Genomic DNA, 17,335 nt, shown 5'->3' with positions numbered 1-17,335 from the left:
TGCAGGATGGAGGGCATTCCCGACCGGCTCAACCACCCATCCACACAGGCCATGTATCAGTCAGATGCATCAGCCTCATGCATTTTCACGGCTTCCCTCTGCCATTGCGAAATGATATGCCGAAAATGAGGGGAGATTATGATATGAAATTGCTTAGACTTGGCCCTTCCGGGCAAGAAAAACCTGCCATTCTGGATTCTGCCGGTCGTCCGCGCGATGTCTCGCATTATGTCAATGACTTCGCAGGCAGCGTATTGTCGCCGGAAGGGCTGGCCAGACTCGGTCGTCTGGACCCGGAAACCCTGCCGCTGGTCGAAGGTTCCCCCAGAATCGGACCATGCGTGCCGTTGCCGCTCAATTTTATCTGTATCGGCCTCAATTATGCCGACCATGCCGCCGAAACCGGTGGTAAAATCCCGCGCGAGCCGATCCTGTTTCTGAAATCGCTGGGGGCATTCTGCGGTCCCTATGACGATGTCCGCATTCCTCCCGGCTCGACCAGCACGGACTGGGAAGTGGAGTTGGGGATCGTCATCGGCAGCCTCGCCCGGAATGTCAGCGAGGAAGATGCCATGAAGCATGTCGCCGGCTACTGCATCATCAACGATGTCAGCGAGCGCGAATACCAGACCAAACGCGCAGGCACCTGGGACAAGGGCAAGGGCTGCGACACGTTCGGACCGGTCGGTCCATGGCTGGTGACACAGGACGAAATTCCCGATCCTCAAAACCTCGATCTGTGGACCGATGTGGATGGTGAGCGGATGCAGACCGGCAATACACGCACCATGATCTTCGGCGTGCGGACCCTGGTCAGCTATGTCAGCCAGTTCATCACCCTGCATCCTGGGGATCTGATTGCCACCGGCACCCCTCCGGGCGTCGGCATGGGCAAAAAACCGGAGCCGATCTATCTGCGCCCCGGCCAGACCATGACGCTGGGCGTCTCCGGTCTCGGCGAACAACGACAGACCACCTATCAGGGCTGAAGAGCGACTCTTCCTGTTTGCGCCGTCAGCATCCTCGCGGGCGGCGCGGCAGGTAGGGGCCGAGCATACGCGCCACCGCACAGGGGCTCTGCCTGCGATGGAGGCGGGCAGGTTGACGGCGGACATTGATCGCCAGTGATCCTCCCCCCGCCAATGCCATATGCAGTGTCCCGGCCCGCTTCGCCGACAGGAAAGTCGGCGGAAAGGCAATCACCGTCGAGACCACTCCCGCCCCTACAGCCGCCACCCTGTTGCGATAGTCAGCCGCCAGCGCCGGGGTCGAGGAATGATAGAGTCCCGCCGCCAATCCCCAATCGCTATTGGCCGGGCCATCATACAGTGCTGTCAGAAACCGGGCAGCGTAGGTCACATTTGTGTGAGGATCAAACGCATCCTCCACGGTTTTGAAGGCAGCAGGATGCATCTGCAAATCCACCTGCATGCATCCGATATCCATAAATTGAACACGTTTCTGAGCGAGCGCCTGCTTTGCCCATGCGACAGCCGCAGCCTTGCTGTCAAAAAAATAGCCCTGCCCATCCGCATTGATGGTCCATGGCCAAGGCTCCAGTGACTGGGCGAGTCTACTGGCCTCAATCTGGACAGGGCGACCGCTTTCAACCCGGGAAATGGCCAGCAATAATCCTTTTTTGACCGGGAAAAGGCGCTCGGCCTCCTCAATCGCGTTCCGGCACAGTCTCGACTGCTCACGCGCCCATGTTTCGGGAGATACCCTTTGCTCCCGCACCGGCTCCTCCACGGACGCAGCCCTCAAGGTTGGCTCTCCGATGAAGAGGGAGATAAAACATAAAACCAGTGTGAAACAGCGCGTCTGAACGGTCATGGCAGCGATGAACATGCGGCATGTCGGCCGGAAGGCCAAATATGACGCCACCAAGACAGAACAGTATAATTTGTCATCAACGATTGACCGTTCCGTACCTGCGTCACTATTGGTTGACCAATCGGTCAGATGACATGCTGACCGGCAATGGCAAGGCAGGATCCTACTTCCATGCATGATCGCTTCGTTCATATCCCTCCCTCATCCGCATCGACGCATCGCTCCGATGGGGTGAAGCGCCCATCGTATGCAGGGGGAAGTTTTCTGAAAGCGACTTCTCTGGCCGCCTGCCTGGCTGTTGCACTCCTGACCGGCACAGCTCAAACAGCGCTGGCGCAGGGACGGCCAGGTGGAGGGCCGCCGCCGGTTGGGGTCATTAAGGCCGAGAAGCTTCCCTACACCCAGACCAATGAGTTTGTCGGACGTATTCAGGCCACTGACCGCGTTAATCTGGTGCCCCGCGTCACGGCCTTTCTTGAGCAGCAGCTGTTCAAGGAAGGGGCCGAGGTCAAAAAGGGGGATCTGCTTTATACGCTGGAAAAGCCGCCTTTCGAGGCGGATGTGCAGGCGAAAGCCGCATCGGTTCAGCAGGCGCAGGCCACGCTGAACAATGCCCAGCTGACCATGGGCCGTGCCAAGGCGCTGTTGAACACGCCGGCAGGCCAACGCTCGATCTATGATGACAGCCGCGCCGCTGTGCTGGCCGATGAGGCACAGGTCATGGCCAATCAGGCCCAATTGCGTTCAGCCCAGATCAATCTGGCCTATACGGATATCCGCGCCCCGATTGCAGGCAAGATCGGTCGCACCAGTCTGACCATCGGTAACGTGGTCACACCGAATACCGGCACGCTGGCAACCATCGTCAGTCAGGATCCGATGTGGATCCTGTTCCCGGTGCCAGTGCCGGAGGCGCTGGAGCTGCGGAACCGCTACGACAAAAAAGGCGGCCTGAAAGCCGTCAAAATCAAGCTACGCCTGCCGGATGGGCGTATCTACGACCAGACAGGCGATTTGAACTTCACCGACAACACCATCAGCAGCACGACGGATACGATCTTGCTGCGCGCCACCGTTGCCAATCCCATGATCAGCAAGGACGGCGATCATGCGGTACGGGAGCTGATTGATGGTGAATTCGTGCAGGTCATCATGGAAGGTGTCCAGCCGGTCGAGGCCCTGACCATCCCGCGCGCTGCCGTTCTGTCCGACCAGGAGGGCAATTACGTTTATACCGTCAATGCCCAGAACGAGGCCATCCGCACCAATGTCGAGCTCGGCGCCTCTGATCAGAAAAACGCCGTGGTGCTGAAAGGGCTGACACCCGGCCAGACAGTGATTGTGGAGGGTGTGCAACGCGTCATGAAACCGGGCCAGAAAGTGGCACCCGGCCCGGCCTCCCCCAATCCGGCGACCACTCCTCCCCCTCCGGCGCGCGGGTAAGCCCCGATGATCTCAGCCGTATTTGTCCGACGCCCGCGACTGGCGATTGTCATCGCGATCGTCACCACGATTGCAGGATTAATTTCGCTCACGCGGATCTCGGTGGCCCAGTTCCCCGATATCGTGCCGCCACAGGTTCAGGTTACCGCATCTTATCCGGGTGCCTCTGCCGCCGTGGTCGAAAGCTCCGTCGCCCAGCCGATCGAGGCTCAGGTCGTCGGTGTGGACCAGATGCTCTACATGAAGAGTACCGCGGGCAATGATGGCAGCTATAACCTGACCGTCAGTTTCGCGCTGGGCACCAACCCCGATATCGACACGGTCAATACCAACAACCGTGTTCAGACAGCCACATCACGCCTGCCGGAAATTGTGCAGCGGCAAGGGCTGACGGTGCAGAAGCGATCCTCCGCCATTCTGGAGTTCATCAGCTTCTACAGCAGTGACGGCACCAAGAATCCTCTGTTCATCACCAACTATCTCCAGATTTCAGTCATGGATGCGATCAGTCGCACCCCCGGCGTGGGGCAGGCGATGCTGTTCAGCCAGCAGATGTATTCCATGCGGGTGTGGTTCGACATTCACCGCCTGACCAGCCTCAATCTTTCTCCATCCGACATTGCCGCAGCCATTCAGTCGCAGAACACCGTCGCCCCGGTGGGACGCATCGGCGCACGCCCGATCGGGCCTGATCAGCAGTTTCAGTTCAATGTCCAGACTCAGGGCCGCCTGATCACCAAGGAGCAATTCGGCAATATCATTGTTCGTGCCAATCCTGACGGCTCGATCCTGCGGGTTCGGGACGTGGCGCGTGTCGAGCTTGGCGGTCAGAATGAGGACAGCGAAACCCGTCTGAACGGAAAGCCATCCGTCACCGTTGCGGTCTATCTGTCCCCCGGTGCCAATGCGGTGAACACGGCAGAGGCCGTCAATAAAAGACTGGCCGGGCTGGCGGAGCGTTTCCCGCCAGGCATGAAATATCAGGTCAGCTATGACAGCACGACCTTCGTGACCGATACGATTCACGAAGTGTTGCGCACATTGGCCGAAGCTTTCGTGCTGGTCGTGCTGGTGGTGTTTCTGTTCCTTGGCAGCCTGCGCGCCACCATCATCCCCAGCGTGGCGGTGCCTGTCAGCCTGATTGGTGCCTTCGCCGGTCTGCTGGCCATGGGATATTCCGCTAACACGGTCTCGCTGCTCGCGATGGTGTTGGCGATCGGTATCGTCGTCGATGACGCCATTGTGGTGGTCGAGAATGTCGAGCGCGTGATGGAAGAGGAGCCGGAGCTTTCACCACAGGATGCTACCATCAAGGCGATGGAACAGATCACAGCGCCCATCATCGCCATCACACTGGTGCTGCTGTCGGTGTTCGTCCCGGTCGCCTTTATTCCGGGTATTTCCGGCCAGTTGTTCCGGCAGTTTGCCGTCACCATCAGTATTTCGATGCTGATTTCAGCGATCAATGCGCTGACGCTGTCACCGGCGCTCTGCGCAGTGTTTCTGCGTCATACCGGTGAAAAGCGAGGCATTCTCGGCTTCATATCGCGCGGAATCGACAAAGTGCGGGACGGATATGCCGCCATCGTGCTGCGTCTGTTGCGTATTTCCGTCCTGTCGATCTTGCTGGTCGGGGTGTGCGGCGGCGGGATCTTCATGATTTCCCGCATGACCCCTACCGGCTTCCTGCCGGAAGAAGATCAGGGTGGCTTCTTCGTCATCGTCCAGTTGCCGGATGGAGCCTCCGTCAATCGAACCGCCGCCGTGATGGAGAAACTGAACGATATCATCCATCCCATTCCCGGCGTCCGGGACGTAGTGCAGATCATCGGCCGCTCCATTCTGGACAGTGCACAGGAACCGAATGCCGGCTTCATGTTTGTGAAGCTGAAAAATTTTGATCAGCGTACCGATCCTTCCATGTCGGCGCAGGCGATTATCGGCCGCATCGCAGGCGCGGCACAGCAGATCAGGGAAGCCATCGTTTTTCCATTGAACCTGCCGCCCATCATCGGCCTGTCGACAACAGGCGGGTTTGAATATCAGCTGGAAGGTCTGGAAGGCCAGGATCCGGCCTCCCTCGGCAGTGTGGCACGGGGGCTGATCGCTGCCGCCAACCAGAATCCGGCCCTCTCCCGTGTTTTCACCACCTTCACCAGCACCAATCCGTCCCTGTACCTGGATATCGACCGGGACAAGGCAACAGCACTGGGATTGTCAATCAGTGATGTGTTCACTGCGCTACAGGCAACCCTGGGCGGACTTTACGTGAACGATTTCAACCTGTTCGGACGAGTCTGGCAGGTCAATATCGAAGGTGAGGCCGTCAACCGTAATGAGGTACAGGATCTGTGGCAGATCTATGTCCGCAACAAGAACGGTGAAAGCGTACCACTGCGCTCCATCGCGACCGTACACTTCGTGGTCGGTCCGCAGGTCATCACGCGGTATAACAACTATCGTTCGATCACCATCAATGGCGGCCCTGCCCCCGGTGTGTCCTCCGGTACCGCGCTGAACACCATGGCAGAGGTATCGAGAAAAACTCTGCCACCAGGATATGATTTCGAATGGACCGGCACGGCCTATCAGGAAGTGGCTGCATCGGGACAGACCGGTGCCATCCTCGGGCTGGCCCTGTTGTTTGCGTATCTGTTCCTGGTCGGACTTTATGAAAGCTGGATGATCCCGGTTCCGGTGCTGATGTCTGTTAGCGTTGGCGTGCTCGGTTCTTTTGCCGGTATTCTGATCGCGCATCTCTCGCTGGATATTTACGCTCAGATCGGGCTGGTGGTGCTGATCGCTCTTGCCGCCAAGAACGGCATTCTGATTGTCGAGTTCGCCAAGGAAAGACGCGAACACGGTGACAGCATCAAGGAAGCCGCCATGCAGGGCGCGAAAACCCGATTCCGGGCCGTGATGATGACATCCATCGCCTTCATTCTCGGTCTGCTGCCTCTGGTCGTCGCACATGGTGCCGCCGCCATCAGCCGCCGGGATGTCGGCACATCCGTCATGGCCGGCATGCTGGCCGCCAGCTGTATCGGTATCTTCATGATCCCGATGCTGTATGTGACGTTCCAGAGCCTGCGTGAACGACTCAAAAGCCTCTTCTCCCGCAAGGAGAAGCTGCAACACTGAAAACAGAAAGGCCGGCGTTCATCCCCCGGCCTTTTTCATTTCAGCCAATGTTCAACCGCAGACCATAGTCAGAAAGGCAGCACAGACAGCACATTGCTCTGTCGCGCCCAGCACGTCCCCTGTGAAGCCACCAAGCGTCCTTCGTGCATGGCGCCCGACCAGCCATGTGCTCAGCAAAGCCGTCAGAAAGGCGAGCCAGCCATGGATGCCTGCCAAAGAAGCCAGCACCACAGTCGGAATTGCAGCCATGGCGAGCTGCACAAGACCGATCCCTGCCATCATCGCCCCTGATCCTTCCGGGCGGGCAGAATGCATGAAACAAGGGATCAACAGAATACAGAAGCGCGAGATTGCCATTGAGGAGATGATCGCTACCATCGCATCCCCATCAGGAGGCAATGAAGCGATACAGGCCGTCCGTATCATCAAGGACAGCATAAGGGAGACAGCCCCAAAACTTCCGATCCGGCTGTCACGCATGATCATCAGCTTTTTTTCTGTCGTATGACCACCCGCAGCATCGGTAAAATCGGCCAGACCATCCTCATGCAAGGCACCGGTCATGATGACACCCAGCGCCACACAGATAACCGCGGCAGGCCATGGCGGCATCCCGCACAGGTCGATCAGCATGATCTGTAAGCAACCGATCAACAGGCCCAGCATCCCCCCCACGAGCGGAAACGCCCATGCCGCCGATGCCATAGCGGGAAAAGAATGTTCAAAATGCAGGATGGGTAAGCGCGTCAGCACCATGGCTGCCGCCGCAATCTCCCGGAAACGGTCACTCAGCCAGCCCATCAACGGATAGCCGCTGAAGCCCTTGCCACACTGGCTTCGGCGAAGGTGGCCATTCCGTTATAACAGGCCAGCGCGGCCCTCAGAACAGGCAGTGCAATGGCAGCACCGGAGGCTTCTCCCAGCCTCATGCCGAGATCGAGCAATGGTTTTTTCCCCAGCCGCTCCAGAATGCGCCGATGCCCCGGTTCGGCCGACAGATGCCCGACCAGAGTATGATCCAGCCCACCTTCGGCCAACACGGCCAGCGGAGCAGCCGCGGAAGTACAGACAAAGCCGTCCAGCAGTACCGGAATACCAAGCCGTCTGGCCTGCCACACAGCCCCCAGTATCGCCGCCAGTTCTCTTCCGCCCAGTGCCGCCATCACGGCCAACGGCGTAGAAGCATCACGATGCAGCGACAGGGCACGGTCGATCACCCTGCGTTTCACACTTAGCCCCTCATCATCAAGACCGGTTCCCCTCCCGGCCCAGTCTGTTCCATCTCCCCCGAACAAACCCGCAGACAGGGTCGCAGCAATAGTGGTGTTACCGATTCCCATCTCCCCCAGACACAAAAGGTCACAAGCCTTCACGGCCTGTGCGCCCACGCGCATTGCATTCAGAAGAGCAGACTCATCCATGGCGGGTGCCTGCGTGATATCTGCCGTCGGTCGATGGATATCCAGCGCAATCACCCTCAATCCGGCCTGTCCCGCCCGGGCGAGCTGATTGATCGCAGCGCCACCATTGGCAAAATTCGCCACCATCTGTTCCGTCACCTCAGCCGGGTAAGGTGACACCCCCTGATTCACAACACCGTGATTGCCGGCAAAAACCAGAATATCGACATTATCCAGCCTTGGTCTGGAAGATCCCTGCCACCGCGCCAGCCATCCCACCGCGTCTTCCAACCGCCCGAGACTGCCCTCCGGCTTGGTCAGTTCGGCCATTCTGATGGCTACATCCCGCTCGGCCTGAGCATCTCCCCCCTGAAAAGCGCGTGCATCAGAAACGAAGGCATCAAGGTCATCGATCAGGATTTTCGATTGCTGCGGCAACGGTTCTTTCCTTTTGAATGCCCTGTCAATCATCATGGACGTACACCAGATTGAACAGATCCATCCCACAGGAGAGGGGTAACCATACCACATCCTGCAAGACTCCATTTAGTGTTTGATGCCGGGGGCGAACCTTTGCAACCATGCCCCGAGTAGTTATTCCGTTAGCACAGCAGGATACAGAACCGGCATGACGGCAGTTCCGGCCCCTTCAATCTCCTCCCCCCATAGCTCCCCCCTTGGCGACCCACTGCCCCGCAACTGTACCTTTGAGGCAGCAGACTGGCAGAAACTGGCCCGGTTCTGGTATCCGGTGGCCCTGGCGCGGGACGTAGGGGAACAGCCTCTCTCTGCCCGATTGCTGGATGAGGAACTGGTGATCTACCGCGCCGGGCAACAGATCGTCATCGCTGGTGATCTCTGCCCGCATCGCGGCGTTCCTCTCAGCATGGGACATGGGGATGGACAGTCGATCGCCTGTGCCTATCACGGATTCCGGTTCGGTGCGGAAGGACGCTGCATCAAGGTACCCGCCCATCCGGGCAGCGCCATTCCCGGAAAACTGCATCTGCGCACCTATCCAGCCACAGAGCGCTATGGTCTGATCTGGACCTGTCTGCGGCCTGATGAAACGGGATCAGCCTCTATTCCGCCTATGCCACATTGGGATGATGCCGGATTCCAGCAGATCACCTGTCCGTGGATCGATATTTTCGGCTTTGCCGGACGTCAGATGGAAGGGTTTCTGGATGTCGCCCATTTCGGCTTCGTTCATACCGGCACATTCGGCGATCCCGAGAATACCACAGTACCTTCCTATATTCCCGTCCCAACCCGGGATGGATTTGAAGTCGAGTACCGCAGCTCTCTCAGCAATTACCCGCATGGTTCAGATCAGCCTGTGCCGGAAGACTTTGTATGGCTCAGGCATTTCCGCGTTCATCTGCCTTTTACCGCAACACTCAGCATTGATTTCCCGGATCATGGCAGGTTGGTGATCATGAATGCAGCCTCCCCCGTTTCGGCCCGCATCACCCGACTGTTCGTGCCGATTGCACGGAATTTCGATACAGACCGGCCCATTCAGGAAGTCTATGATTTCAACCGCCGTGTGTTTGAGGAAGACAAAGCCATCGTGGAAGCCCAGAAACCGGAATGCCTGCCGCTTGATCCGACGCTCGAAGCGCATGTCATGGCAGACCGCAGCTCGATCGCCTATCGCCGCGCCCTGCGGGAACGTGGATTCAGCCACTTCTTTACGGCATGATCGAAAAAATCATGTCGAAACAAGGATTTTTACACGCCGTTCGTGGTGAGATCATCTCTGTTCCTCATCACCCCCAACACCATGGCAATGCCGCCATCCGACATGATCCTGATGGCATGCTGGTGTTTGAGAACGGTATCATCATTGCACGTGGTCCCTATGCCATCGTTGCAGAACAATTTTCTGATGTTCCGGTCACGCATTATCCGGGAAAGCTCATTATTCCGGGACTCATCGACACCCATGTTCACTACCCGCAGACAGGGTGCATTGCTTCCCATGGATCGCAGCTTCTGGAATGGCTCAACCGCTATGTTTTTCCAGAGGAAATGAAATTTTCAGATCCTGCCTACGCACAATCCTCGGCAGAATTTTTTCTGGATGAGCTTCTGCGCAACGGCACCACCACGGCACTGGTTTTTGCCACGGTGCATACGACCTCAGTCGACGCCCTGTTTGCAGCCGCCAGTACACGCAACATGCGGATCATTTCCGGCAAAGTTCTGATGGATCTCGGCCCGGAGCATCTGCATGATACGGTCGAAACCGCCCATGATGACACGCACAGGTTGATCAAACGGTGGCATGGCTGCAATCGGCTCGGCTACGCCATCGTGCCGCGTTATGCATTGTCCTGCACGGATGCCCAGTTGCACCTTGCTGCCGATTTGCTTGGTGCCTATCCCGATACACTGTTTCATACGCATCTGGCCGAGAGCGTGGCCGAATGCTCCGCTGTAGCAGAGCGGTTTCCGCCGCAGGCAGGGTATCGGGACTATCTCGACGTGTATGCGCGGTTCGGCCTGCTGACGGCCCGATCCGTTTTCGCGCATGGTGTACAACTTGATGCACGCGCCTTTCAGGCGCTGGCCGAGGCACAGGCCGGCATTGCCTTCTGCCCGACATCCAACAGTTTTCTCGGCTCCGGCCTGTTCGATCTGCAACAGGCTGAACAGCACGGTGTCGGCATTGGTCTCGGCACGGATATCGGAGCGGGAACGAGCTTCTCCCTGCTGCATACGATGGGTGCGGCCTATCAGACCGGCCAGTTGCGCGGAACCAGTCTCGATCCTTTCACTGCACTTTATCTGGCGACGGCTGGCGGTGCATCCATTCTCGGCCTGCGCGACAGGATTGGTGCGCTGGAAGAAGGGCAGGAGGCCGATTTCGTGGTGCTTGATCCTGCCGCAACCCCTCTGCTGGCCCGCCGCACGCAAGGCCACTCACCGGGCGGACATTCACTGGCGGATCGTCTGTTCGCCCTGCAAATTCTGGGCGATGACCGTGCCGTGGTGGAAACATATATTGCCGGATGCCCCTCACGGCCCGGTCAGGCGGCCTCGCGGGCCAGCACGTGAAAAAAGCTGCCGCTGACCCGCCCGCGTATTCCGCCTGAAAGGCCGAGCGCACACCCTTCCGCATCTGACAAACGTGCCAGAGGCGCATCGCTGCCGGGGTCGATCACCCGCGCATAATGGAATTCATGCCCGCGCAGTATCGCTCCCTGCGCCCCCAGCACGGAAGCAGCCTCCAGAATGGCCTGCCTGTATCCAAGATTGAGTCGCCGTTGCCGGAAACTGGTGACATGGGACAACAGGGAGAGCATGGGATGGATGACGCCCTCCGCATCTTCCAGACCGGCCCCGAGCGCCATATAGCCGCCACACTCGCCATGCACCGCACCCTGCTCCGCCGCCCGGAGCATTCCGGACCTGAAACGGGATGCAGTCGCAAGCCGTGCGGCATGCAGCTCCGGGTAGCCGCCGGGCAGCCAGACCGCATCACAATCCTCAGAAGGAGGCTGATCGGCCAGCGGTGAGAAACAAACGATCTCTGCCCCTTCCCTGCGCCAACCGGCCAGCATATGCGGGTAGGCAAAGCTGAACGCATCATCCCAGGCCAGTGCGATCCTCTGTCCCGGAGGCGGAAGCAGGGGGGCGGAATCCTCTCGGGGGGGCAAAACAACCGGAACGGCTGCGGACAGGATCGCATCAAGATCAAACGATGCCTCCGCAACATTGGCCAGCGCCTCGAACAGAGCCGGTAATGTGCCATGCTCCCGTGCCTGCACCAGCCCCAGATGCCGCTCGGGCAGGGAGGGCACTGCCCCGCGCCTCACGGTTCCCAACAGCGGCAGCCCGGCACGCTGCATGGCATGGGCCACGCCCCCTGCATGGCGGTCACTGGCGAGGTTATTGGCAATCACCCCCGCCAGATGCACCGCGGGATCGTGGGTGGCAAATCCCCGTGCCACCGCCGCAGCACTTTGCGACTGACCGCTGACATCCAGCACCAGCAGAACCGGCACTCCGAAACGGTCAGCAAGATCAGATGCCGCCCCCATCCGTCCCGGCTGACTGCCGCCGCCATCGAACAACCCCATGGAGGCCTCGATCAGGATCAGGTCAGTCTCTGCGGCCAGTTCCGTCCAGATTGCATCCAGCGCAGCAGGCGGCATCGCCCAGCTATCCAGATTAAAGCAGGGCAACCCCACCGCTTCGGCATGAAAGGCCGGGTCGATATAGTCGGGACCGTTCTTCGCGATCCGCACCCGTACCCCACGCTGACGCAAGGCCAGAGCAAGGGCCAGCGTTACGGTCGTCTTGCCGGAGCCCGATTTCGGAGCGGACACCATCAGTGCTTTCACCGCCGTCATGAAAGCCGCTCCCGGCCCGGTCTGTCCTGCACGTCCTGATCCTTTTTCATCGCGCCGACCTTCTGACACGTCATGACGATGTGCAAGGCGCTGTTTCGCGTTACAATCGGTGCCGTGACCTCATCCCCTTCCCTCCGGCGCGGATGGACCACCGGCGCCTGCGCTACCGCGGCAGCCCGTGCGGCCTTCTCGGCGCTTCATACCGGGCATTTTCCCGATCCGGTGGAAATAGCCCTGCCAGGAGGAGCGCGGCCGCTTTTTGCGCTGGCCGATCATCGGATCATGACGGAAGCCCCCGATGGCATCGCCGCCATGGCCGGGGTGATCAAGGATGCCGGAGATGATCCGGATGTGACGCATGGCGCCATGATCCGCGCCACCGTGCGCAGCCTGCCCGACAAGGCCGGGCTGGTGTTCCGCGCCGGAGCGGGCGTCGGCACCATCACCCGACCCGGTCTGCCACTGCCCCCCGGCGAACCCGCCATCAATCCGGTTCCCCGCCAGATGATGGCTCAGGCCATTACCGAGGAAGCCGCGAGGCTGGGATGCGCACCCTCCGCCAGTATCGAGATTTCCATTGACCACGGCAGTACTCTCGCAGAGCGCACCTTGAACGGGCGTCTCGGCATCGTCGGTGGCTTATCAGTGTTGGGAACGACCGGGATCGTGGTGCCATTTTCCTGCTCGGCCTGGATCGACAGCATCCATCGCGGCATCGACGTGGCCCGTGCCAGCGGTCTCCGTCATATTGCGGGCAGCACGGGCCATGCCTCGGAACAGGCAGTGAAAAAATTGTACGCCCTGCCCGATACTGCGCTGATCGAAATGGGAGATTTCGTCGGTGGTATGCTGAAATATCTGCGTCGCCATCCTCTGCCCCGTCTGTCCATTGCGGGAGGGATCGCGAAAATCACCAAGCTGGCACAGGGAAGGCTCGACCTGCACTCCCGGCGAGGACATGTGGATATGGAGGCGCTGGGCAGTCTGGTCAGCACCATGGGTGGCAGTCCCGCACTCGCCGCACAGCTTGCCGCCGCGAACACCACACCTGAAGCATTTGCCATCGCCGCCCGTGAAGGCTTCCCGCTGGGCGATACGATGGCATGTCGCGCATGGGAAACCGCGGCCCGTCAGTTGCAAGGCACCGGGATCATGCTGGATGTGCTTATCTTCAGCCGTAACGGCCAGTTGATGGGCCGCCACGAACAGGAAAGTTGAGCCTGTTACGGCTGTCCGCCCCGGAAACGCCGGCGATAATCGGTGTCATACAGCGCGCTGTTCTGAAAATCGCCTTCTCCCACTGCCGGCCCGACCAGAATCAGGGCGGTACGTTCCTCCGCCCCCGCCTCCACCAGCGCCACGATGTCGGCGAGCGTGCCGCGATAAAGGGCTTCCTCCGGCCAGCTTGCCCGCGCCGCCACGCAGACCGGACAGTCCGCACCGTAAAACGGCAGTAACCGCGCGACGACATCCCGCAAAGCATGTACGGCCAGATGGATCGCCAGTGTTGCTCCCGTCGCAGCAAAGGCTTCCAGCGTTTCCCGAGACGGCATGGCGGAGGCACGGCCAGAGACACGGGTCAGCACCACGCTCTGCGCTATCCCCGGCAAAGTCAGCTCCCGCCCGATCGCCGCCGATACAGCGGCAAAGGCAGGAACGCCCGGGGTGAAACTGGTGGGAATACCCATCCCTTCCAGTCGCCTGCGCTGCTCGGCCACCGCGCTGTAGATCGACAGATCGCCGGAATGCAGACGCGCAACATCCAGCCCACGCTCATGGGCGGAGCGGCAATGCGCCATGATTCCCTCCAGATCGAGCGCTGCCGTATCAATAATCTCCGCTCCGGGCGGACAATGTTGCAACAAAGCGGGAGGAATGATCGATCCGGCATAGAGACAGACCGGGCAGGCAGCGATCAGATCACGCCCGCGCACTGTCATCAGATCAGCCGCCCCCGGTCCCGCACCGATGAAATGAACCGTCATGTCATATCCTCTATTGTCGGCCCTCTATTGCCGGTGCCGCCGCCAGCGCACAGGACACGCCCTCAGCCGCGATACGCGGCAGGATCAATTGTGCCTGTGGTCCCGCTGCCGCCAGTGCGGCCGCCTCCGCCACCGAGGTCAGACCGGTTGCCCGTAATGCCGCCGCCGAGGGCGTTACGCAGCGATGCTGCACGGTCTGCAAATCCGCCATGGTCATCACCCGTACCGGATAAGCAAGGCGCGTCAGCGCTTTCATCAATCCTTCTGCTCCGGTGCGGAATTCCGGGATCGCCACGATACTGAAAGGGGCCCTCTGTGCAGCCTGATGCAGCAGCGCGACCACCGCCTCTGCTGCACAGAGGGGGCGGCAGCCGATCCCTGCCACAATCAGCCTTCCCTCAGTCATAAAGGGGCTTCCGCCAGGCCCATTGCGTCACCGTCATGGCGGGGCGGAACGCATGCAGGCGTCCCACCTCACTCACCGTCGCAACCGAAAGCCGCGTCAATCTGCCGCCATGGGTCTGATATATCCCGGCCAGCAAAGCCTCCGTCTCCAGCGTCACGGCATTGACCACCAGCCGCCCGCCTGGGCGCAGTTCTGCCTGACAACGGCTGATCATAACCCCGGAACAGCCTCCACCAATGAAAACCGCATCCGGCACAGGCAGACCATCCAATGCCTCCGGCGCATGCCCTTCGATCATGTTCAGACGGGGCACGCCAAGCTGATGGGCATTCTGCCGCCCACGCTGCGCCCGCACCGTATCAGCCTCGATACCGATCGCCCGCATGGATGGATGATGCCGCAACCACTCAATCGCGATCGAGCCGGACCCGCATCCGATATCCCATAGCAATTCTCCCCGATGTGGAGACAATGCCGCCAGTGTCGCCGCACGCACATCCTGCTTGGTAATCTGCCCGTCATGCGCAAAGCATGCATCCGGCAATCCGGCACTCAATGGAAGCATACGTGCCGTCTGGTCTGCGACCACCTCAACCGCCAGCATGTTCAGCGGCATGATATCAGAAAAGCTGAAGGTCTTCGCTTCACTGTGACGAATACGCTCCGCCTCCCCCCCCAGCGCCTCCATCAGCCAGAGTGTGCTGGAACCAAAGCCGAGCCGTGTCATCTCCCCGGCCACCAGCGCCGGTGTTGAAGCGTCTGCAGACAAAATCAGAACCCGCCCGTCCGGCTGAAGAAACGGATACAATGTCTCCAGAGGACGTCCGCATAAAGAGACTGTTTCCGTCTCCACCTCTGCCCAGCCGAGCGCTGACCGCGCCAAGGACAGGCAGGATGGCACGGGAATACAGAACCATTCCTCCCGCGACAAAGTATCCGTTAGCCATGGACCAATCCCGTAGGAAAACGGATCCCCCGAGGCCAGCACAGCCACCTTCCGTCCCCGTTTCTCCATCAAGGCAGGCAGGGAAGAGGATAGCGGGCTGGACCATGGAATACCGGCTTCCCCGATCAGCGAAGCCGCCAATGTCAGATGACGGGTGCCACCATAGACATGATCAGCCTCCACCAGCCATTGCCTGGCCCGTTGACTTAACCCCTCGACACCATTCTCGCCGATGCCCAGTATGCCGAGCCATGCTGTCCTGCCTGCGGGCGCACTCACGGCGAATTCTCTTGATGCATACACCATCCGATCCGACACGCTGCCTGATACTGGGTGGCACCAGCGAAGCCTCCGCCCTCGCACGCTTGCTGGCAGGCGATGAGCGGTTCGCTCCCCTGCTTTCCTTCGCCGGACGCACACGCTCCCCTGTTCTGCCACCGATCCCCTGCCGCACCGGAGGATTCGGGGGTGCCAGCGGACTGGCCGCGATGCTGGAACAGGAAGGAATGCATGCGCTGATCGACGCGACCCATCCTTTCGCCGCCCGCATCTCCACCAATGCGGCTCAGGCAATCGCGATGTGGCCTTTGCCGTTTCTCGGCATCGTCAGACCGGCATGGCAGCCGGTTGCGGGCGATCGCTGGCAAATGGTGGACTCCCTTGAAGAAGCCGCCGCTGCGCTCGGCATGAGACCACGCCGGATTTTTCTGACCATTGGTCGGCAGGAACTGGCTCCGTTTCGTGCCTGCCCTTGGCATCACTACGTCATTCGCAGCGTCGATGCGCCGGAGCCGCATCACCTGCCGCCACAGGCCACGGTTCTGACGGCGCGCGGCCCGTTTGCAACGGATGATGAAATTGCCCTGCTGCGCTCTCATCGGATTGACGGCATCGTGACCAAAAACGCCGGTGGCAGCGCAACAGAAGCAAAACTCGCCGCATGTCGCGCGCTCGGTCTGCCCGTCTGGATGGTGCGCAGGCCGGTGATTGCACTCCCTTCCAATATCGTCACCACCGCGCAGGAAGCCATGCGCTGGCTGGAGATGCTGCATCATGAACGCGTGACCGAACGTGGGGCATAAACCCAGCACTCATCAGAAGATTTCGCAATCAGGCGCGTTGCCTCCGTGCAGATCAGCACCAGCGTACGCATATCGGCCAACGCCGCTTTCGCTTCCCGCAAGGGGCACACAAGCAGTTTTTCATCGGGACGCGTGACGGCACGGGCAAAAATCACCGGAACCTCGCCCGGTAATAACGCCCGCAGCACATCGAACGCTTCATCCAGTTGCCATGGACGCGCGGCGGATACCGGGTTGTAGAGAGCCATGGCAAACCCTGCCTCTGCCGCCGCACGCAGGCGGTGCAGCAGCAGATCCCACGGCTTCAGATTATCCGACAAAGACAGGACGCAAAAATCATGCCCGAGCGGAGCACCGGCCCGTGCCGCCGCGGCGAGACAGGCGGAAATACCGGGGACAACTTCGATATCCAGGCCGGCCCAGGCCGGATCGCCACTTTCCACCGCCTCGAACACCGCGCTGGCCATACCGAATACGCCCGCATCACCGCCGGAGACCACCGCCACATATCTTCCCGCCTGTGCCATGCTCAGCGCATGACGAGCACGGACCAGTTCTTCACGGTTATCGCTGGGATGAAGGCTCAGGCCCGGCCTTGCCGGCACACGCGACACATAAGGATGATAGCCAACGACATCTGTCGCCAGTTCCAGCCATCGCAGGGCATCGGGCGTCAACAGTCCGTCACTGCCTGGCCCCAGCCCGATAATCCTGATCCAGCCCGCCATTGACGTTTTC

The 17,335-nt window shown here is 60.1% G+C and carries 15 protein-coding genes; 7 read left to right on the top strand and 8 right to left on the bottom strand.

The features are described from left to right. Positions 1–143 precede the first annotated feature (143 nt). Positions 144–989: a fumarylacetoacetate hydrolase family protein gene (locus GBCGDNIH1_RS15800; RefSeq protein WP_011631381.1), complete on the top strand. Its 846-nt coding sequence runs from the start codon at positions 144–146 to the stop codon at positions 987–989. A gap of 25 nt (positions 990–1,014) precedes the next feature. On the opposite strand, the gene GBCGDNIH1_RS15795 is transcribed toward GBCGDNIH1_RS15800, so the two are convergent. Then, entirely contained in the window at positions 1,015–1,764 is a 750-nt protein-coding gene (locus GBCGDNIH1_RS15795; RefSeq protein WP_157691976.1) for a transglycosylase SLT domain-containing protein, read from the bottom strand. Between the two features lie 240 nt (positions 1,765–2,004). Here GBCGDNIH1_RS15795 and GBCGDNIH1_RS15790 point away from each other — a divergent pair, with 240 nt between their 5' ends. Next, positions 2,005–3,276 (top strand): efflux RND transporter periplasmic adaptor subunit, encoded by a 1,272-nt coding sequence (locus GBCGDNIH1_RS15790; protein WP_011631379.1) that lies wholly within the window; start codon positions 2,005–2,007, stop codon positions 3,274–3,276. A 6-nt stretch (positions 3,277–3,282) separates the two neighbouring features. Next, the gene (locus tag GBCGDNIH1_RS15785; RefSeq protein ID WP_011631378.1) at positions 3,283–6,417 is read left to right on the top strand and encodes an efflux RND transporter permease subunit; all 3,135 of its coding nucleotides are present in this window, start codon (positions 3,283–3,285) and stop codon (positions 6,415–6,417) included. 51 nt (positions 6,418–6,468) lie between these two features. On the opposite strand, the gene cobS is transcribed toward GBCGDNIH1_RS15785, so the two are convergent. Next, positions 6,469–7,218 (bottom strand): adenosylcobinamide-GDP ribazoletransferase, encoded by a 750-nt coding sequence (cobS, locus tag GBCGDNIH1_RS15780; protein ID WP_050748398.1) that lies wholly within the window; start codon positions 7,216–7,218, stop codon positions 6,469–6,471. Continuing rightward, a complete protein-coding gene (gene cobT / locus GBCGDNIH1_RS15775) occupies positions 7,218–8,363 on the bottom strand; it encodes a nicotinate-nucleotide--dimethylbenzimidazole phosphoribosyltransferase (protein ID WP_011631376.1) in 1,146 nt (381 codons plus the stop codon). Before cobT ends, cobS begins: the two co-directional genes overlap by 1 nt. Before the next feature lie 82 nt (positions 8,364–8,445). Between cobT and GBCGDNIH1_RS15770 the strand changes: the two genes are divergently transcribed. Together GBCGDNIH1_RS15770 and guaD are read left to right on the top strand one after the other, a co-directional pair. Further along, positions 8,446–9,522, top strand: coding sequence for an aromatic ring-hydroxylating oxygenase subunit alpha (locus GBCGDNIH1_RS15770; RefSeq protein WP_025318314.1), 1,077 nt, complete (start codon positions 8,446–8,448; stop codon positions 9,520–9,522). 11 nt (positions 9,523–9,533) lie between these two features. Further along, positions 9,534–10,880 (top strand): guanine deaminase, encoded by a 1,347-nt coding sequence (gene guaD, locus GBCGDNIH1_RS15765; RefSeq protein ID WP_025318313.1) that lies wholly within the window; start codon positions 9,534–9,536, stop codon positions 10,878–10,880. On the opposite strand, the gene GBCGDNIH1_RS15760 is transcribed toward guaD, so the two are convergent. Next, positions 10,853–12,178 carry a cobyrinate a,c-diamide synthase gene (locus GBCGDNIH1_RS15760; protein WP_043453629.1) on the bottom strand — a complete coding sequence of 442 codons (1,326 nt, stop codon included), beginning with the start codon at positions 12,176–12,178 and terminating at the stop codon, positions 10,853–10,855. The two genes, guaD and GBCGDNIH1_RS15760, sit on opposite strands and share 28 nt — an antisense overlap. Positions 12,179–12,250: 72 nt before the next feature. On the opposite strand from GBCGDNIH1_RS15760, the gene GBCGDNIH1_RS15755 reads away from it, so the two are divergent. Continuing rightward, positions 12,251–13,396, top strand: coding sequence for a cobalt-precorrin-5B (C(1))-methyltransferase (locus GBCGDNIH1_RS15755; RefSeq protein ID WP_011631373.1), 1,146 nt, complete (start codon positions 12,251–12,253; stop codon positions 13,394–13,396). Positions 13,397–13,401: 5 nt separating this feature from the next. On the opposite strand, the gene cobM is transcribed toward GBCGDNIH1_RS15755, so the two are convergent. Genes cobM through GBCGDNIH1_RS15740 form a run of 3 tightly spaced genes read right to left on the bottom strand, consistent with a single transcriptional unit; the run spans position 13,402 to position 15,794 of the window. Continuing rightward, on the bottom strand, positions 13,402–14,163 hold the full coding sequence (cobM, locus tag GBCGDNIH1_RS15750) for a precorrin-4 C(11)-methyltransferase (RefSeq protein WP_011631372.1): 762 nt from the start codon (positions 14,161–14,163) through the stop codon (positions 13,402–13,404). Positions 14,164–14,173: 10 nt separating this feature from the next. Next, positions 14,174–14,569 carry a cobalamin biosynthesis protein gene (locus GBCGDNIH1_RS15745; protein ID WP_011631371.1) on the bottom strand — a complete coding sequence of 132 codons (396 nt, stop codon included), beginning with the start codon at positions 14,567–14,569 and terminating at the stop codon, positions 14,174–14,176. Continuing rightward, positions 14,562–15,794, bottom strand: a complete 1,233-nt coding sequence (locus GBCGDNIH1_RS15740) for a bifunctional cobalt-precorrin-7 (C(5))-methyltransferase/cobalt-precorrin-6B (C(15))-methyltransferase (RefSeq protein WP_043452719.1) — start codon at positions 15,792–15,794, stop codon at positions 14,562–14,564. Before GBCGDNIH1_RS15740 ends, GBCGDNIH1_RS15745 begins: the two co-directional genes overlap by 8 nt. 14 nt (positions 15,795–15,808) lie before the next feature. Here GBCGDNIH1_RS15740 and GBCGDNIH1_RS15735 point away from each other — a divergent pair, with 14 nt between their 5' ends. Beyond that, positions 15,809–16,597 carry a cobalt-precorrin-6A reductase gene (locus GBCGDNIH1_RS15735; protein WP_025318308.1) on the top strand — a complete coding sequence of 263 codons (789 nt, stop codon included), beginning with the start codon at positions 15,809–15,811 and terminating at the stop codon, positions 16,595–16,597. Here the strand turns inward: GBCGDNIH1_RS15735 and cobJ are convergent. Continuing rightward, positions 16,567–17,325: a precorrin-3B C(17)-methyltransferase gene (gene cobJ, locus GBCGDNIH1_RS15730; protein WP_011631369.1), complete on the bottom strand. Its 759-nt coding sequence runs from the start codon at positions 17,323–17,325 to the stop codon at positions 16,567–16,569. The two genes, GBCGDNIH1_RS15735 and cobJ, sit on opposite strands and share 31 nt — an antisense overlap. Positions 17,326–17,335 lie beyond the last annotated feature (10 nt).

The sequence above is a fragment of the Granulibacter bethesdensis CGDNIH1 genome, from assembly GCF_000014285.2.
GTDB classification, from domain to species: domain Bacteria; phylum Pseudomonadota; class Alphaproteobacteria; order Acetobacterales; family Acetobacteraceae; genus Granulibacter; species Granulibacter bethesdensis.
Note: the sequence above shows the minus strand (reverse complement) of the source record. Positions and strands in the feature narration are given on the sequence as shown.

Coding starts and splice junctions, on each gene's coding strand:
- GBCGDNIH1_RS15745 (WP_011631371.1), bottom strand. CDS start 14,569: ATGACTGAGGGAAGGCTGATTGTGGCAGGGATCGGCTGCCGCCCCCTC.
- guaD (WP_025318313.1), top strand. CDS start 9,534: ATGTCGAAACAAGGATTTTTACACGCCGTTCGTGGTGAGATCATCTCT.
- GBCGDNIH1_RS15760 (WP_043453629.1), bottom strand. CDS start 12,178: ATGACGGCGGTGAAAGCACTGATGGTGTCCGCTCCGAAATCGGGCTCC.
- cobJ (WP_011631369.1), bottom strand. CDS start 17,325: ATGGCGGGCTGGATCAGGATTATCGGGCTGGGGCCAGGCAGTGACGGA.
- GBCGDNIH1_RS15735 (WP_025318308.1), top strand. CDS start 15,809: ATGCATACACCATCCGATCCGACACGCTGCCTGATACTGGGTGGCACC.
- GBCGDNIH1_RS15755 (WP_011631373.1), top strand. CDS start 12,251: ATGACGATGTGCAAGGCGCTGTTTCGCGTTACAATCGGTGCCGTGACC.
- GBCGDNIH1_RS15790 (WP_011631379.1), top strand. CDS start 2,005: ATGCATGATCGCTTCGTTCATATCCCTCCCTCATCCGCATCGACGCAT.
- GBCGDNIH1_RS15785 (WP_011631378.1), top strand. CDS start 3,283: ATGATCTCAGCCGTATTTGTCCGACGCCCGCGACTGGCGATTGTCATC.
- cobT (WP_011631376.1), bottom strand. CDS start 8,363: ATGGAGTCTTGCAGGATGTGGTATGGTTACCCCTCTCCTGTGGGATGG.
- cobM (WP_011631372.1), bottom strand. CDS start 14,163: ATGACGGTTCATTTCATCGGTGCGGGACCGGGGGCGGCTGATCTGATG.
- GBCGDNIH1_RS15770 (WP_025318314.1), top strand. CDS start 8,446: ATGACGGCAGTTCCGGCCCCTTCAATCTCCTCCCCCCATAGCTCCCCC.
- cobS (WP_050748398.1), bottom strand. CDS start 7,218: ATGGGCTGGCTGAGTGACCGTTTCCGGGAGATTGCGGCGGCAGCCATG.
- GBCGDNIH1_RS15800 (WP_011631381.1), top strand. CDS start 144: ATGAAATTGCTTAGACTTGGCCCTTCCGGGCAAGAAAAACCTGCCATT.